Source organism: Bifidobacterium platyrrhinorum (assembly GCF_010667645.1).
Taxonomy (GTDB): domain Bacteria; phylum Actinomycetota; class Actinomycetes; order Actinomycetales; family Bifidobacteriaceae; genus Bifidobacterium; species Bifidobacterium platyrrhinorum.
Window position 1 is genome coordinate 1 of the sequence record NZ_WHZV01000001.1, and the last position, 16,336, is coordinate 16,336.

Here is a 16,336-nt window from a genome sequence, read left to right on the forward strand (position 1 = left end):
ATGGGGACGATCGAGGAGTCGTTCCGCAAGGCGTGTTCCCGGTACGGGATCCCCGCGTCCACGCTCACCGACAACGGCAGCGTGTACACGACCCGGCTCCGCTCGGCCGAACCCGGCGGGTTCGAACGCACGCTCGCCCTGATGGGCGTGAGGCGGAAGAACGGCAGGCCGTACCATCCCCAGACTCAGGGCAAGATCGAACGCTGGCACCGCACCCTCAAGAAATGGCTCGCGGCCGGACCATTGGCGAAGGACCTCGACGAACTCAACCGGCAGCTCGACGGGTTCCGGCGCGAGTACAACGAGGAGCGCCCCCACCGCGCCCTGGGACGGCACACCCCCAAGGAGGCGTACGAGGCGAAGGGCAAGGCCGGCCCCGACCCCGAACTCGCCGCCCGCGAGCAGGCCAGGCGGGACGAGGAGGAACGCCGCGGGACGGGGATGGAGGCCTCCGGAAGGCCCGTGCGCCGCGGGCCGGGCGTCGGACGTGTCAGGCCCGTTGACGTCACCGTCCCCGCGGGGCTCCACAGGACGGACGGGCGCGGCTGCGTCGTCCGCGCGCGTGGAGGGGGCGTGCGCCGCATCGTCGTCAACATCGGCAAGAAGAATGCCGGCAGGACGGTGGAACTCGGCATCGACCACGGGGTCATCACCGTCGTCGACCCGGTCACCGGCGAGGTTCTCGCCGGGCAGGTGCTCGACCCCGCCCGCGACTACCAGCGCCGCAGGCCCTCGCCCGGTGTCAACGATGCCCCAGGACAGATGTAAACCATGCCCCAAGACACACCGTCAACCATGCCCCGAGACATGCGTCAACGATGCCCCAAGACAATACAGCCATTGCTCCGTAAGAACCGCCTCTTGAGACAAGTCAGCGGCGGAAATTACGGAGCAGTGGGGATATCTCCGTAAGAACCGCCTCCAAGAACGGCGGATGCCTCGTTCATATGGGTTGTTTCGGTTGATTCTCGCCTGACCACGGACGGGAGGTAAGCGGGGCGCTAAATCCATATCATCAGGCGGGGCGTCCCGCGCTCAGGTATTGACGAGTGGGGATTGCGGGATCCGGAACCCGGGTGATGGATCTGGAAACCTGGGTGATGGATCCGGACGGCTGGGTCAGCGGTGTCCTGCGTGACGGTATCGGCGAGGCGGGAATCGCGGAATCACCGATCGGCTCGGAACCCGGGTGGGGGAATCCGGACGGTCGAATCGGCGGCGTCCGGTCCGGGTTATCCACATTGAGACCGGAACATGGGAAGCTCCGTACACATTGTCCTAACGGTTTGGTGCGGCATCGGCGTCCGGCATAGCGTCGAGGCATGAAGACACATAAAGGAGTCGATGCGCTTCTGCGGGAAGCCGAACGGGAGCGACGCTGCGCCATCGGACGGGGCGATGCCATGCAGCATGCGCTGCGCAGGCGTCTGCGCTCCCATGAACTCGTATCCCCCTATCCCAACCTGTATGCGCGAGCGGGGTATTGGGAACGGCTCAACGTGGAGGAACGTTCGCTGCACACCATACGCGCGTTGGCGAAGCGTCGGCCCCGTTGGGTGTTCGCCGGTCTGAGCGCCGTCTGCCTGTATGGTCTCGAACATGGGTATGGCCTGCATGACGGGCGGATCCATATCGCTTCCCGCGGTGGGCCGCGCGGCGACGACAACAAGCGGTTGTGTCGTCTGTACATGTCGAGCACGGGTCGGCTTTGGCGCAGCGACGGCATTCTGGTCACGTCCCCGGCCCGGACGCTGATCGATTGCGCGACATACCCGTTCGCCAATGCGCTCGCCATATTCGATTCCGCGCTGCGCCGCGGACTGGTGCGTGCCGAGGAGATACGGGTATTGGCGTTGCGCGCGAACTGTGATGAGCGGGCGGTGGGGAGATTGGTGGACCATGCATCACCGGCCAGCGAGAACGGAGGTGAATCGCTGATGCGCGGATTGATGATCATGCAAGGGTTCGCCGAACCGCAACTGCAGGTCGAATTCGACAATCCCGGCAATCCCGAGGCTCCATACCGCGTCGATTTCTGTTGGAAGCTGGCCGACGGGCGCATCATCGTGGCCGAATACGACGGGATGGCCAAATATGCGGATACCGGTAATCCGAACCGCGCGACCTTGCAATCGAAACTCGAATACGAACGGAGACGGGAGGCCCATTTGAAGGCCGGAAACGTCTCCACCGTGATACACACCGTTTATGAGGACCTGGTACGACCGCAGAGGCTTGAGCGGAAACTGTCCGACGCCGGAGTCCCCAGGATCCGGTAATGCGGCGGACATCGCGGAATCCGGCCGGGGCGGACAACGACTCCTGCGGCGGTCGCTACGGAGATAGATCCGGTGCTCCGTAACAACCGCCGCCGGACATCGATGAGCGGCGGTTCCTACGGAGATGAACGGCTCGCTCCGTAATTTCGGACACTGGCTCGCCACAAGAGGCGGTTTCCACGGAGATCGACCCATTGCTCCGTAAGAACCGCCGCTTACGACCGGTCAGCGTCCGAAATTACGGAGCATCGGGTCGATCTCCGTAAGAACCGCCGCCGAAAAGGGTTCCGGGGATGGATGGAGTGGATGGGACGGGAGGAACGGATGGGATGGAATGGAGTGGATGGAGTGGATGGAATGGATGGAGTGGATGGAGTGGATGGGACGGGAGGTATCGGCCGTTTCAATCGAATGGCACTGCCGGGGAGACCCCAGGCCGGATGGGTGAGACGTATCGGCCACGCCGCATGGCATTGCCATGAATGGGCGAGGTGTTTCGACAGTCTTGGACACGCCGCACGGCATCGCCGGAAGGATTGCCGGGAATGGACGGGCGAGGCGGCCACGTGGCTTGGCGAATTTAGAATGGCGATATGGGAGACATGGGCAACATCGAGAACAGCGAGGAAACCGATATGGCAGCCAACAACGAAGTAGGTGTCGAAGATGTCACCGAGACCAATGGCACGACCGGCGACGGGAACCGTGGCGATGCGCTCATCATCAACTGCCTGCCGCTGACGGACGCCGAGCGGCGGGCGTTCGCAGCCGCGGCGCCCGGCGTGCGCCAGGAGTTCGTCGGCAACCCCATCGAACGCGGCACGATGATATGGAAGGCCCACGTGCCCGCGGAGCTCAAGGCGAAGGCCACGGCGGTCATCGGCAACATCCCGCCCTCCGACTGCCGCGACTATCCGCGTCTGGCCTGGCTGCAGACGTGGAGCGCCGGCGTCGACAAGTACGTCGCGCCCGGCGTCCTCGCCGACGGCGTCACCGTGACCAATGCGACCGGCGCGTACGGCCAGACCGTCGGCGAGCATCTGTTCGCGATGATGTGGGCGCTCATGCGCAACCTCCCCGACTATGCGCGCCAGCAGGGCGAACGCCGCTGGCACGACCTCGGCCGCGCGCTCAGCCCGGCCGGCGCGACCGTGCTGGTCATCGGCACCGGCGACATCGGCTCGCATTTCGCGCGGCTCGTCAAAGCCGTCGGCGCGCATACGGTCGGCATACGCCGCGACGCCGCGAAACCCGCGGACGGCATCGACGAGATGCATGGATTCGACGAACTCGACGCGCTCCTGCCCGAAGCGGATGTGGTGGCGCTCGCCGTGCCCGCCTCGCCCGACACGACCCATCTCATCGACGCGAGGCGGTTCAGTCTGCTCAAATCCACGGCCGTGCTGCTCAACGCCGGCCGGGGCAACGCCATCGACCCGATCGCCCTCGAACGGGCGCTCGCCGAGGACCAGCTGCACGGCGTGGGACTCGACGTCACCGAACCCGAGCCGCTGCCCGCCGACAGCCCGCTGTGGGACGAGCCGCACTGCCTCATCACCCCGCATGTGGCCGGCGGCAACCATCTCGAGGCCACCGAGCGGCGCATCATCGACATCGCGTTGGAGAACGTGAGACGCTACGCGGCCGGAGAGCCGTTCGTCAACGTGCGGCGGTAGGGGAGGAAGCCGGGGGCGATTCCCCCATAGGTGCTTCCCCCATACGACGTGTGCGGGACGCCCGCGACGGATGATTCCACCGCAAGCGCCCCGCACACGTCGTACACTCCTCGGGCCGCGATCAGCCTTCGAGGAACCCCTTCACCGACGCCTCGGCCGCCGCGTAGCCCTTGCGGTACATCATCTCCAGTCCTTCGAAGCTCTTCTTGAGCGTGTTGAGGCCGTACAAGTCCTCAGGTGCGAGGATGAGCACGCGGCCCTCCGCCTCGTACCGCTTCGCCAGCTCGATCTCGTCGTTGTACGTCTTGTACCGCATGCGCAGGCGCTCGGCCGCCGCCGGATACGTGCGCTCCAGGATGCGGGCCGGCGCGAGGTCCTTGCGCTGTTGGCGCACCTCGTCGCGCAGACGCGACAGAATCAATATCACCTTGTCATAGCCGTCGTCCAGCGCCTTCTGGACCGGGACCGGATCGGCGATGCCGCCGTCGTAGTACGGCACGCCGTCCACCACGTACGGTTCGCACGCCACCGGCACCGCCGACGACGCCTTGACTACGTCGAAGTCGTCGAAGCGGATGCGCGACTTGTCGAAGTATTTGGTCGAGCCGTCCTCGGCGTTGCAGGCGATGACGGTGAACCCGGTCGGGTTCGCCTCGAACGCGTCGAAGTCCACCGGGTATTCGCCGTCGTGGTTGCTCAGCGTGCCGTAGATGTAGTCGAGGTTCGCGAAATTGTGGTTCTTGAAGAAGCTTTCGGCGCTCGCGTATTCCTTGCGGAACGCGAACTTCGTGTAGAACGTGTGGTTGCGCCCGTGCTGGCGTGCGATGAACGAGGTCATGTTCGCGGCGCCCGCCGAGACGCCGTAGCACATGTCCACGTCGATGCCCTCCTCGAGCATGTAGTCCATCACGCCGCATCCGAAGATCGCGCGGAAGCCGCCGCCCACGTCGATCATCGCCGTCCTGTTCGCCATGTCATCCCCCTTTGCGTCCTGCATACGTCCCGCATCCCGCGTCGGTCCCGCGGTCCTGCGCCCGTATCCGTCCGCGGTCCCGCGGTCCGTCAGGCCGACACTACGCCCCGAGGCGGGACATCCCCACGCTTATTGGACAGGCATGGCGGAACCGTCGCAACGCGGGGTGGTTCCCCGCCGCCTCACGCGCTTCACGCGTGCAGCAGCTCGCGCGAAAGCGCGGCGATGCGCTCCGACGGGTCGGAGTTCGCGAGCTCGACGCCGCCCCGCGCCGATTCCGGCGCGAGATGGCCGAGCGATTCGAGCACGACGCCCAGATGGCGCACCGTGCCCTCGTTGCCGTCGATGACGGCCGCGCGTTCGGGCAGGAGCTCGCGGAAATAGTCGCGGTAGAACACGAAATGCGTGCAACCGAGCACCACCGAGTCGATGCGGTCGAGGTCGTACTGGTCGAAGTAGCCGTGCAGCGTGCGCATCACCAGGTCATGGTCGCCGAGCCTCCCCGACTCGACGATCTCCACCAGTTCCGGGCACGGTTCCTTGACGATCTCGTTGTCCGAGTCGAAACGCTCCATGAGCTTCGCGAACTTGCGTTCGCGCAGCGTGAGCGGCGTGGCCGCCACGATCACGCGCTGCGGGATGTGATGCGGGTCGGAGGGCACGTCGCCGCGGTCGCAGGCGATCTTCAACGCCGGCTCCATGCCGATGATCGGGATGTCGTACGCCTCGCGCAGGTCGTTCACCGCGGCGGAGGTGGCCGTGTTGCACGCGATGACCACCGCCTTGACGCCCTGCTTCACGAAACGTTCCACGATCGCGAAGCTCAGCTTCCTCACCTGCTCCGGCGTCTTCACGCCGTACGGCGCGTTCGCGGAATCGCCGAAATAGAGGACCCGCTCGTGCGGCATGTCCCGCACGAGCTGCCGCACCACCGAGATGCCGCCCAACCCGGAATCGAACACGCCGATCGGCGCCGTCGAACTCATCAGCACTCCTCCCTGCCACGCGCGGCCGTCTCACACGGCCGTTCCGCACTCCCGACCCAGCGTACTCGCGACGAGCGGACGGCGCGACCGGACGTGAACGGGCGGCGGCCCGGAGCGCGGCGGGTCGGGTATGCTGGCAGCCATGAGCATTCCGCAGCACGTCACCAAGGCGCACGCCACCGGCAACGATTTCGTCGTCTACCTCGATCCCGAGGGCCGTTTCGAGCCCACCGAGGAGGAGGTGAGGTTCCTCACCGACCGTCATTTCGGCATCGGCGGCGACGGCCTGATCCGCCTCGCGCGCCCGCGTGACGTGTCCGACCTGAGCGGGGAGCAGGTCGCCGACTGCGAGCGCAACGGCGCCGTATGGTTCATGGACTACCGCAACTCCGACGGTTCGCTCGCGGAGATGTGCGGCAACGGCACGCGCGCCATCACCCTGTTCGCCCAGCGCGAAGGCCTGTTCGACGGCGACGTGTTCCGCCTCGGCACGCGCGCCGGCGTCAAGACCCTCACCTCGCTCGGGAAGGTCGAAGGCCTCGGCGAGCACGTGTTCCGTGTGGACATGGGCGCGTGGAGGCGCGGCGAAACCGATGCGTACGAGGTCACGATCCCGGGCACGCCGGGCTCGGCCCGCGGCACGTTCGTCGACATGGGCAACCCGCATGTGGTCGCCGTCATCGAGGACGCGTTCTCCACGCTGCCGACCGTCGAGGCGCTCGACCTCGTCACGAAGCCGGTCGTGGCGCCCGTGATCGAATCCGACCAGAACGTCGAATTCGTGCGCATCGACGACATCGACGACGACGCGGACGATCTGGGCGAGGCGACGATGCGCGTCAACGAGCGCGGCTGCGGCGAGACGCTGTCGTGCGGCACCGGCCTGTGCGCCACCGCCGTCACGCTGCGGGCGAAGACGGGCGTGGACCACTGGCTGATCACCGTGCGCGGCGGCACGTTGCGCGTGGACGTGACCGACACGGACGTGACGCTCACCGGCGATGCGACGATCGTCGGCGATATCGAGCTGGCGCCGCGCGCCGCGTGACGGCGTGCGCTCGCCGGCGGACGGGATGACGGAACGACAGGACGAAGGGGAACGATGATGACGAAGCATGACGATGATGTGACGACGATCGACGGGCGCGGTGCGGACGGGTCCGCCGCCGCGAAGCTGCCCTCCGGATGGCGGCATGGGGCGACTTGGACCTATCTGGTCGTGCTGCTCGCCTCGGCGGTGGCCCTGATCGTCTCCTTCGTGCTCAGCGCCGAGACGCTCGAACTGGCGCGGCACCCGGACCAGCAGCTCGGCTGCGACGTGAACGCCGTGCTGTCCTGCTCGACCGTCGCCCAGTCGTGGCAGTCGGAGATCGTGAAGTTCGCCGGTCTGAGCTATCCGAACGCGTTCTTCGGCATCGCCGCCGAATCGGTGTTCGTCACCATCGCGGTGATCGGCCTCGCCCGCGTGAAGGTGCCCCGCTGGTTCGCGGCATGCATCTGGTTCGGCGGGCTCGCCGCCCTGCTCTACTCGTACTGGCTCACCACGCAGTCCCTGTTCGTGATCCGCGCGCTGTGCCCCTGGTGCCTGGCGCTCATGTTCTCCACGACAGTCCAGTTCATGGCGCTCAGCCACGCCACGGCGGTCGTGCAGCGGCTGCCCGGCGCGAAGGGGCCGGATCGTCCGCGCGGCCTCGACACCTACTACCGTCTCAACTACGACCTCATGGTCGATCTGGTGTGGCTGCTCGCGATCGTCACGCTCATCATCGTCAAGGACGGCGCCGCGATCTTCGCCTGACGCGGGCCGGAGAGGCGGCGTGGTGAGGTTACGATAGAGGGTATGACTCGTTACGTGACGCCTACTGACCCGCCGACGACCGGATGGGACCTGCACTGCCACACCGTGTTCTCCGACGGCACCGAGACCCCGGACGCGATGCTGGCCGAGGCTAGGGCCAGGGGACTTGCGGGCGTGGCGATCACCGACCATGACACCACCGCCGGCTGGCCGGACGCCGAACGCGCCGCCACCGATCGGGGGCTGCCGCTGCTGCGCGGCACCGAGATCACCGCGGAGGACGACGGCGTCTCCGTGCACATGCTCGGCCTGCAATACGATCCGCGTAGCGTGCACATCACCCGGCTGTTCGCCGTCACCCGTCAGGCGCGTCTGGAACGCACGCGCCGCATGGTGGAGCTCATGTCCGCGGATCTGCCGATCACCTGGCGGTCCGTGCTCGCCCAGGTCCGGGAGGGCGGCAGGACCACCATCGGACGCCCGCACATCGCCGACGCGCTCGTCGCCGCCGGCGTCTACCGCACCCGTTCCGAGGCGTTCGCCGATGCGGTGAGCGCCGACTCGAAGTACTACATCCCCACGCCCTCGCCGACCACGCATGAGGTGGTGCGCGCGGTGAACGAGGCGGGAGGCGTCGTCGTCATCGCCCATCCCGGCGATCTGAGCCGCAACAGAAGGCTGCTGTCCGACCGGCAGATCGAGGCGCTCATCGACGAGGGGCTCGACGGCCTCGAGGTGTGGCATCGCGGCAACCCGCCCGAACAGCGCGAACGGCTGCTCGGCATCGCGCGCGCCCACGGATTGCTCGTCACCGGCGGCTCCGACTGGCACGGCGCCGGCAAGCCGAACCGGCTGGGGGAGAACCTCACCGACGAGGACACCGTGCGGCGCATCGTGGAACGCGGCGCGATCGGTCTGTGGCGCTAACGGGGGAAACGCATCGGATACGACGAAGGGTCTTCTCTTCCCGGGAATCGGGAAGCGAAGACCCTTCGTTCATGCGCGGATGTACCGTGTCACGCCGCGGCGTCGCGGCCGCACGGCGTCACAGCGCGCCGAAGCCGACGGCGTGCTTCGTCTCGGAACCGACGATCGCGTAGCCGAGCGCGTCGGCCGGCACGATGATGCGGCGGCCCTTGTCGTCGGTCAGGCTGATCGGCCTGCCGGCGGCCACGGCCTCGGCGATGGCGTCGTTCACCGCGTCGGCGGAGTCGTCGGTGCTGAAGGTGACGGCGCGCGCCACGTTGCGGATACCCAGTTCGATGTCCATGATGCTCCTTGCTTGGGTTGGCTATGGGGTCTTGTGCCTGCGTTCCATTGTGCCCGCCTGCCGGCGGGTCCCGGCGGATTACGCCGTCGGCGTGGCGGGATCCGCCGGGACGGTGTGCGCCTCGCCGGTGTCGTCCGCGTCTTCGGCGTCGCCCGGCCCGCCGTCGGTATGCGTGGCGACGTCGTCGTCCGCGGGGACCGGCGTCGGCTCGACGGTGCCGGTGGAGGCGTGCACGGCGACGAGCGGCGCCGCGACCACGACCGGCGTGACCGAAGGCGTGTCGTCCGGATCGTACCCGGCCGGCGCCGGGACGACGACCGGCACGTCGTTCGTGTCGTCGGAGACGTCCGCATCGGCCGTGCCCGCGGCATCGGCCGCCGGAGACTGCGCGGGCATGGCGGCCCCCGACGCGGCGCCGGGCGACGGCACCCCGGTCGAGGCCGCGTCCGCGGCGTAATCGCCGGCGGCGCGGGGCTCGTCGTCGAAGGTCTCGTCGTCGAAATCGAGACCGGCGCGCGCATCGCGCAACGCGCGCTCCTCGCGCTCCAGCAACGGGATGACGATGGTGGCGGAGGTGTCCGGGTCCGGCTCCCGGGCACCGTCATGGGGGATGTCGCGCTCGTCGGTGTCGTCCGGATCGGTGGCCTCGGGCGCACCGGGGACGCCGCCCAACGTGATGGTGGCGGAGGAGCTCGGCGCCGGCATCGACGCGTACGCGGAAGGCTGCGGCCTGGTGGCACCGGTGCCGGCCGTGGGGACCGTGCCCGCGGCCTTGACCGGCGTGCGCGCCGTATCGTCCGTGGCGTCGCCTGGCACGGCGACCCGGCCGGCCGCCACGATGCCGGCCTGACCGGTCCTGTCCGCCCCGGGGGCGGGGGCCGCGGCGCGCGCGGCGGTCTCGGCGGCCGCGCGACGGCGCTCGCCGTCCTTGAGCAGCGTGCCCACGGTGATCGTCGACGGCGGCTTCTCGCGCGTGGCCTCGCCGTTCGGCGACATCCGACGGCCGCCGGGGGCGAACGAGCCCGGCTTCGGCTCGGCGGCGCGCGCGGTCACGCCCAGCTGGTGGGCGAGGCGGTCCACCTGCGCCTTGAAACGGATGATCTTCTGCGAATCGGCCTCGTTGAGCGCCTGGATGAAATCGCCCACCTGCTCCATCTGCACCCACAGGTTGGCGCGCAGCATGATGAGGCCGTCGAGACGGTTGCCCATCATGCGCCCGTAGGCGGTGAGCACCGCGTTGCGGTGGTCCTCGTCCAGCTTGGAGAAGATCCACGCCAGATCGCGGGCCGGATCGTTGACCTGCATGTTCTGCCAGTTGTTGACCGCGGTGATCGTCGAGCCGCTGAACCGCACGTCGCCGTCCTCGAATCCGCCGTGCACCATGCAGGTGTTGAACGACCACAGGCCCTCGGTCTCGAGGATCTTCGCCCAGCTCGAGGTGATCTCGGGCGGCACGTGGCCCGCGTTTTTCAGACGCGCGATCCACGCGGTCAGCTGCGCCCGGATCTGCCCTGTGGCGTACAGCGGGTACCCGGCCTCCCTGAGGAAGGACGGGTTGAGCCGGTGGATGGCGCCGATCGCCGTGCCCATCGCGGCGCAGTCGTCCAACGTGAGCAGGTCGAGCGGACGCTCCTTGCCGTCCTGGTGCATCGCCACCATCACCGCGGTGCTGCCGGTGGGGCCCTTCGGGTCGTCGCCCGGGGCGAAGCCGAGCACCCGGTCGAGCGCGAACCCGAGCCCGCCCGGCTCGCGCGCCGCGGCCAGCGCCTTCGCCGCCTTGACGCGCGCCGCCAGTTTCCCACGGCCTTCCTCGGTGTCGGAGGCGTAGACGTCGTACGTCTTGCCGGTCACGTCGCGCACCTGCGCCTGGTCGATGCCGTTCGCATGCGTCGCGCCCGGGAACACGCCGGCCACGACCACGGACGGCAGGGCGGCGGAGGTCAGCGCCGCCAGCAGAAGTTCATTGCGTTCAGTCACACTCCCACACTAATACACGCCGGGCCTGCCGCAGGCCCGGACACGGCGCGATTCGGGCGCTTGACGGGCCCGGCGGCGGGCTTCGTGCGCGCCCGGGCGCCCGAAGCCCGCGGATGGGCATGGGCCTTGCCACAATGAGGGCCATGGATAAGGCACTCGACGGTCTGGACGAGGCGCAGCTGGCCGCGGCCACGGCGCTGGACGGCCCGGTGCGCATCATCGCGGGCGCGGGCGCCGGCAAGACGCGCACGGTGACGCGGCGCATCGCCCACGCGTGCGCGTCCGGGGCATGGGACCCGGCACGCACGCTCGCCGTCACGTTCTCCGTCAAGGCCGCCGCCGAGATGCGCGTGCGCCTCGGCGCGCTCGGCGTGGGGGACGCGGTCACGGCCGCCACGTTCCACTCGGCCGCGCTCCACCAGCTGCGCCGCGTCTGGGCGGACGTGTGCGACGCGCCGTTCCCGCGACTGGTCGAGGACGCGCGCGACATCACCGCCCGCGCGATGCGGCAGGTCGATGCCGGCGTGGACGAGGACGACCTGACCGTGCGCGCCGTGCGCGACGAGATCAACTGGGCGAAGATCTCGCTCGTCTCGCCCGACCAGGTGGCGCGCGTGGCCGCCGTCACCGACCGGTGCCGGCCCGCCGGACTCGACCCGGACCGGTTCGCCGACGTCTACCGGGCGTACGAGCGGGAGAAGACCTCGCGCGGCGAGATGGACTTCGACGACATCCTGCTCATGGCCTGCCACGTGCTCGAGGACTTCGACGAGGCCGCCGCCGCGATACGGCGCGGCATCGGCTGGCTCACCGTCGACGAATACCAGGACGTCTCGCCGCTGCAGCACCGGCTCATGCGGCTGTGGCTGGGCGACAACCGCAACGTGTGCGTGGTTGGGGACCCGGCGCAGACCATCTACTCGTTCGCCGGGGCCTCCAGCTACGACCTGCTCGCCTTCGCCGACGAGTTCCGGCCGCTGTCCGCCGACATCCACCTCGACACCGACTACCGTTCCACGCCGCAGGTCGTCTCCTACGCGAACCGGGTGCTCGCCGCCTCGCCGGTGCGGCACGAATACCTGCGGCTGCGTTCGGCGCGCGAGGGCGGCCGTCGCGTCGAACGCACCGTATACGAGACGGATCTGGACGAGGCCCGCGGGGTGGCCGCGCGCATCAGGCGGCTCGTCGAGGCGGGGGAGAGCCCCGCGGACTGTGCGGTCCTCACGCGCATCAACGCGCAGCAGGCCGCATGCTGCGCCGCATTGCGCCATGCCGGTCTGGGGTATCGCGTGCGCCGCGACAACGGGTGGGCGTCGGCCTCGCCCGTCGCCGACATGGACATGGCGGCGCGGCTGGCCATGGTCGAGGCGCTGCGCGAACGGGACGAATCCGGGGAGTCGGCCCATGCCGCCGGGGCCGGGACGGGCGCGGGGGCCGGTGTGCCAGGGCCCGACGCGCAGGCCGCGCACCGGCTCGCCATGAAGCTCGGGCGCGTGACCGTGTCCACCGTGCACGCGTCCAAGGGCCTGGAGTTCAAGCACGTGTTCGTCATCGGCTGCTCCGAGGGCCTCATGCCCTACGGTTCGCCGCGGCCCGGAGACGAACTCGAGGAGGAGCGGCGGCTCATGTACGTGGCGGTCACGCGCGCCGAGGACACGCTGCACATGTCCTACGCCCGCTCCAAGGATGGGATGGGCCCCCAGCACCGTCGCCTGAGCAGGTTCCTGAGCTGAGGGCCGCGGGCATATCGGAACATCGGGCCGCGGGCCGTCGGGGCGCCGATGTCCTCGGCCCGATGTTCCGCGTCACTCGCCGTCGCCGGACGGTTCCGTGGAACCGTCGCCGCCCTCCTCGTCGAGGAGCTTCGACAGTTCGGCGTCCCAGTCGGTGCCGGTGGCGTTCGCATCCGCAGCCGGGGCCGTGGCCCCGTCGGCGGCGTCCGTGCCGTCGCGCTTCGCGTCCGCGGCGCCGGGGGTCGGCGCGCCGGGCGTGCCGGCGAGCGCGGGCAGCAGGTCGGGGTGCGACCATTTCGCGTCTCGCGCCCCGACGCCTTCCGCGGAGGTGATCATCTCCCACATGCCCGCGGCCTCGCGCATGCGCTTCGGGCGCAGTTCCAGGCCGAGCAGGCTTTCGAAGGTGCGTTCCGCCGGGCCGCCGGTGGCGCGTTCGCGGCGCATCATCTCGCGTAGCTGCTCGATGTGCGGGATGTGCGCCATGCCGGCGCGCCACACCACGCAGTCGACCCAGCCTTCGACCATCGCCAGCAGCGATTCGAGCGAGGCCATCGCCTGCTTCTGCTCCGGGGTGTCCGGGATGCCGACCTTGGTGAGGTTCACGGCGCTCGAGATGGAATCCGGGTCGAGCGCGCCGGCGTCGCGCAGCTGCTCCTCCATCGCGTCGAGGTCGATGGAGATGCCGCGCGCGTACTTGCCGATCAGCGCCTCGAAGCGCGGCATCAGCCACGGCACGGACGAGTAGAGGCGGGCGTGGGCCACCTCGCGCAGGGCGAGGAACGCCATCACCTCCTGCGCGGGGATCGGGTCGGGGCGCACGATGTCGTCGAACAGCGACCGGGTCTCGGGGTCGGCGGCCGGGTGAGCCGTGCCGTCGGCGGCGGGGACGTCGTGGGTGTTGCGGGCGGAGGAGAAGCCGATCGGGTTGGTTTTGGCGTCGTCGTCCCCGCCGGCCGGGGCGACGTCCTCGCCGTTGAGCTGTTTCGTGTATTCCTCGACGTTCTGGGCCACCAGGGCACCCGCCGGGTTCGACAGCAGGGCGATGCCCTGGTCGAAGCCGCCGTGCACCTCGCGGCTCAGGGAGCCGGCCGCGTGGCCCAGCTGCATGGCGAACGACGTGTTGCCCAGCAGTCTGACCAGCTGCTTCGGGTCCTTCATGCCGTCCGGGATCGGGATCGGCACCGGGCCGGCGAACATGCCCGCGATCTCGCCGTCGAAGGAGTCGCCGAGGCGTTCCGAGATCACCGAGGCGAGCGCCTCGCCCATCGAGGCGGCCACCGGGGCGGCGAACTTGGCCCACGCGTCGAGGGTGTCCTCCACCCAGCCGGCGCGGGTGAGCGCCTGCGGCTCGCCCGGTGCGGGGTCGAACTCGCAGGCCGTGTCCAGCCACAGGTTCGCCTCGCTCATCGCCCGCCGCACGGCCTCGCCCTCGCCGGCGGTCACCGACGTGCGCGATCCGTCCGCGTTCGCCTGCTGCAGGGCCAGCGATTTGGCGAGCTTGACGTTGATGGGCCCCTCCTCGACGACGTGCGTCATGTCGCCCATCGTGTTCAGGCCCCCCGCGGTGAACGCGGCCATCATCTGCTGCACCTCGGCGGGGTTCGGCAGCGTGCTCGGATCCTGGCTCATGAGCTGCTCGCGGATCGAATCGGGCAGCTGGGAGATCTGACGCCATGCCATCTCGCCCTGAACCGGGCCGAAGCATTTGATCAGCCACTCGTGAATTGCGTTCTCGTCCATAGTCGGATCCTCTTGTCTGATTCCGCCCACGCCTCCCGCGGCCGACCGGCGGCCCGGGCTGCGTGATCGCCCTTGGGTTTGCTCCCATATTAGGGGCCGGCGCCCACGTTTCGCGCAAAGCGTGCGCTGGTATGATGCGCGGTATGTCATTCCCGGATTCCCTGCGCGCCGTGCCCGGGCGCGTATGCCGCTATTTCCTCGACCGTTCGTTGCGCTTCCTCGCCGGTTTCGCGGCCGTGGCGTTGTGCGCCGTGACCCTGTGCCTGCCGAGCGCGTATTCGACCGAATGGCCCGGACCCACCCGCGACGTGCTCGGCACGGTGGGGGAGGGCGGCGACGCCTCCGAGGTCATCAAGGTCGCCGGCGCGGCCACGCACAAGGATTCCGGCAGGCTCCTGCTCGTCACCATCTCCGCGAACGGCGTGCCCGGGTACCCGCTGACCAACGCCGAGACGATCTGGGCGTGGCTCGACCCGCAGCGCGTCGTCATGCCTCGCGAGGCGGTCGTGCCGGTCGGGCAGACCACGACGGAATACAAGGAGAAGTCCGACAAGGAGATGACCTCCTCGCAGGACCTGGCCACCAAGGCCGCGCTCGCGTTCCTCGCCAAGCGCGGCGTCGATACTTCCGGCGTGAAGGTCTCCATGCACGTCGACGACATCGGAGGGCCGTCCGCCGGCATGATGTACACGCTCGGCCTCATCGACAAGCTCACGCCGCGCGACGAGACCGGCGGCAGGACCATCGCCGGCACCGGCACCATCGACGCCAAGGGAAAGGTGGGGCGCATCGGCGGGGTGCGGCTCAAGATGATCGCCGCGAAGCGCGACGGCGCCTCCTGGTTCCTCGCGCCCAAGGGCAACTGCGACGAGGTCGCGAGCCATGTGCCCGCCGGATTGCGCGACGTGCGCGTGTCCACCATCGACGAGGCGTACGACGCGCTCGTCGCCATCGGGCAGGGCAAGGGGGAGTCGCTGCCGCACTGCGCCGCGGACTGAGAGCATGGGGCGCGCGCGACGCGGCGGCGCACGTCCGTCGTCTCACGTTTCGTCGCGTGTTAACGCGGCTGTTCGTCGTGTGTTGCTATTGTTGGGACTCGTGAATCAAACCGCATCACAGAACGCTGAGGAATTTGGGTTTAAACCCGGCGACATCGTGCAGGAATGGCTGTGGGATGACGACGTGGACGATTCGATCCGGGAGAAGATCGAGGATCTGACCGGTGAGGAGCTCGTCGATGAGGACTACGACTCCGCCGTGGACGGCGTGATTCTGTGGTGGCGCGACGGCGACGACGAGGACGAGCTGTCCGACACGATCGTCGACGCCTACGCCGTGGTCGGCGAGGACGGCCCCCTGTGGGTCCTCACCCCGAAGCCCGGCCGCGAAGGCGCCGCAAGCTCCAGCACCGTGCAGTCCGCGGCGAAGACCGCCGGCATGAACGCCGCGACCCCGCTGACCGTGAGCCCGGACTGGAACGGCATCCGCCTGCGTGCATACGGCAAGGGACGCTGACCTGAGGGAACGAAGGCCCGGGGCGGGAAGGCCCCGGGCCTTTTGCCGACGGGGCGGGTCGCCCGCCGGTGCCCGACATGCGGCCGAAATCGCAGGGAATCGCGGACGATACAGGAACGGGGACGGCGGAATGCCGCCGTCCCCGTGACCGTGGGCGATGAGGGATTCGAACCCCCGACATCCACCGTGTAAAGGTGGCGCTCTAACCGACTGAGCTAATCGCCCGCAACGCAACACCATAGCGTAACCCCGAAGAGAACACGCGAAGTGGTGCACGTTCCCTGAACGCCGCCCCGGTCGGGGCGTAATCGCCTCCGCGGTGGTGAATATGACGTGACATTTCCCCGTGTCGCATGCGATATGCGGCGTATGCGTCGCATCAATCACGT

At 68.8% G+C, this 16,336-nt stretch carries 14 protein-coding genes and 1 tRNA gene; 9 read left to right on the forward strand and 6 right to left on the reverse strand.

Annotation, left to right across the window (positions count from 1 at the left end; translation table 11 throughout):
* The 3 genes from GFD21_RS11310 to GFD21_RS00015 all read left to right on the forward strand — a co-directional run.
* Positions 1-768, forward strand: a 768-nt coding sequence (locus tag GFD21_RS11310; RefSeq protein ID WP_163195888.1) for an integrase core domain-containing protein, incomplete at its 5' end; no start/stop codon positions are given.
* A 554-nt stretch (positions 769-1,322) separates the two neighbouring features.
* Positions 1,323-2,279 (forward strand): type IV toxin-antitoxin system AbiEi family antitoxin domain-containing protein, encoded by a 957-nt coding sequence (locus GFD21_RS00010; protein ID WP_163195889.1) that lies wholly within the window; start codon positions 1,323-1,325, stop codon positions 2,277-2,279.
* Positions 2,280-2,914: 635 nt separating this feature from the next.
* Positions 2,915-3,955: a D-2-hydroxyacid dehydrogenase gene (locus GFD21_RS00015; protein WP_163195890.1), complete on the forward strand. Its 1,041-nt coding sequence runs from the start codon at positions 2,915-2,917 to the stop codon at positions 3,953-3,955.
* Between the two features lie 121 nt (positions 3,956-4,076).
* Here the strand turns inward: GFD21_RS00015 and GFD21_RS00020 are convergent, their stop codons facing one another.
* Both GFD21_RS00020 and murI read right to left on the reverse strand, forming a co-directional pair.
* A complete protein-coding gene (locus GFD21_RS00020; protein ID WP_163195891.1) occupies positions 4,077-4,928 on the reverse strand; it encodes a patatin-like phospholipase family protein in 852 nt (283 codons plus the stop codon).
* A 191-nt stretch (positions 4,929-5,119) separates the two neighbouring features.
* The gene (gene murI, locus GFD21_RS00025; protein ID WP_163195892.1) at positions 5,120-5,914 is read right to left on the reverse strand and encodes a glutamate racemase; all 795 of its coding nucleotides are present in this window, start codon (positions 5,912-5,914) and stop codon (positions 5,120-5,122) included.
* A gap of 142 nt (positions 5,915-6,056) precedes the next feature.
* Between murI and dapF the strand changes: the two genes are divergently transcribed.
* Genes dapF through GFD21_RS00040 form a run of 3 tightly spaced genes read left to right on the forward strand, consistent with a single transcriptional unit; the run spans position 6,057 to position 8,639 of the window.
* Positions 6,057-6,962, forward strand: a complete 906-nt coding sequence (dapF, locus tag GFD21_RS00030) for a diaminopimelate epimerase (protein WP_163195893.1) — start codon at positions 6,057-6,059, stop codon at positions 6,960-6,962.
* 57 nt (positions 6,963-7,019) lie between these two features.
* Positions 7,020-7,712, forward strand: a complete 693-nt coding sequence (locus tag GFD21_RS00035) for a vitamin K epoxide reductase family protein (protein ID WP_163196489.1) — start codon at positions 7,020-7,022, stop codon at positions 7,710-7,712.
* A 33-nt stretch (positions 7,713-7,745) separates the two neighbouring features.
* Positions 7,746-8,639 (forward strand): PHP domain-containing protein, encoded by an 894-nt coding sequence (locus GFD21_RS00040; RefSeq protein ID WP_318643720.1) that lies wholly within the window; start codon positions 7,746-7,748, stop codon positions 8,637-8,639.
* A 118-nt stretch (positions 8,640-8,757) separates the two neighbouring features.
* Here the strand turns inward: GFD21_RS00040 and GFD21_RS00045 are convergent, their stop codons facing one another.
* Positions 8,758-8,982: a DUF3107 domain-containing protein gene (locus GFD21_RS00045; protein WP_163195895.1), complete on the reverse strand. Its 225-nt coding sequence runs from the start codon at positions 8,980-8,982 to the stop codon at positions 8,758-8,760.
* 78 nt (positions 8,983-9,060) lie between these two features.
* Complete coding sequence (locus tag GFD21_RS00050; protein WP_318643687.1) at positions 9,061-10,959, reverse strand: phosphotransferase; 1,899 nt, start codon at positions 10,957-10,959, stop codon at positions 9,061-9,063.
* A gap of 134 nt (positions 10,960-11,093) precedes the next feature.
* Here GFD21_RS00050 and GFD21_RS00055 point away from each other — a divergent pair, with 134 nt between their 5' ends.
* Positions 11,094-12,692, forward strand: a complete 1,599-nt coding sequence (locus tag GFD21_RS00055) for an ATP-dependent helicase (protein WP_163195896.1) — start codon at positions 11,094-11,096, stop codon at positions 12,690-12,692.
* A gap of 72 nt (positions 12,693-12,764) precedes the next feature.
* On the opposite strand, the gene GFD21_RS00060 is transcribed toward GFD21_RS00055, so the two are convergent.
* Positions 12,765-14,432 carry a zinc-dependent metalloprotease gene (locus tag GFD21_RS00060; RefSeq protein ID WP_163195897.1) on the reverse strand — a complete coding sequence of 556 codons (1,668 nt, stop codon included), beginning with the start codon at positions 14,430-14,432 and terminating at the stop codon, positions 12,765-12,767.
* Positions 14,433-14,575: 143 nt separating this feature from the next.
* On the opposite strand from GFD21_RS00060, the gene GFD21_RS00065 reads away from it, so the two are divergent.
* A complete protein-coding gene (locus GFD21_RS00065; RefSeq protein ID WP_163195898.1) occupies positions 14,576-15,430 on the forward strand; it encodes a YlbL family protein in 855 nt (284 codons plus the stop codon).
* A gap of 100 nt (positions 15,431-15,530) precedes the next feature.
* Positions 15,531-15,947, forward strand: coding sequence for a DUF3052 domain-containing protein (locus tag GFD21_RS00070; RefSeq protein ID WP_404801536.1), 417 nt, complete (start codon positions 15,531-15,533; stop codon positions 15,945-15,947).
* Positions 15,948-16,098: 151 nt separating this feature from the next.
* On the opposite strand, the gene GFD21_RS00075 is transcribed toward GFD21_RS00070, so the two are convergent.
* A tRNA-Val gene (locus GFD21_RS00075) sits at positions 16,099-16,172 on the reverse strand.
* Between the last annotated feature and the right edge of the window lie 164 nt (positions 16,173-16,336).

Coding starts and splice junctions, on each gene's coding strand:
- GFD21_RS00045 (WP_163195895.1), bottom strand. CDS start 8,982: ATGGACATCGAACTGGGTATCCGCAACGTGGCGCGCGCCGTCACCTTC.
- GFD21_RS00065 (WP_163195898.1), top strand. CDS start 14,576: ATGTCATTCCCGGATTCCCTGCGCGCCGTGCCCGGGCGCGTATGCCGC.
- GFD21_RS00060 (WP_163195897.1), bottom strand. CDS start 14,432: ATGGACGAGAACGCAATTCACGAGTGGCTGATCAAATGCTTCGGCCCG.
- GFD21_RS00035 (WP_163196489.1), top strand. CDS start 7,020: ATGACGAAGCATGACGATGATGTGACGACGATCGACGGGCGCGGTGCG.
- GFD21_RS00020 (WP_163195891.1), bottom strand. CDS start 4,928: ATGGCGAACAGGACGGCGATGATCGACGTGGGCGGCGGCTTCCGCGCG.
- GFD21_RS00055 (WP_163195896.1), top strand. CDS start 11,094: ATGAGGGCCATGGATAAGGCACTCGACGGTCTGGACGAGGCGCAGCTG.
- GFD21_RS00010 (WP_163195889.1), top strand. CDS start 1,323: ATGAAGACACATAAAGGAGTCGATGCGCTTCTGCGGGAAGCCGAACGG.
- dapF (WP_163195893.1), top strand. CDS start 6,057: ATGAGCATTCCGCAGCACGTCACCAAGGCGCACGCCACCGGCAACGAT.
- GFD21_RS00015 (WP_163195890.1), top strand. CDS start 2,915: ATGGCAGCCAACAACGAAGTAGGTGTCGAAGATGTCACCGAGACCAAT.
- murI (WP_163195892.1), bottom strand. CDS start 5,914: ATGAGTTCGACGGCGCCGATCGGCGTGTTCGATTCCGGGTTGGGCGGC.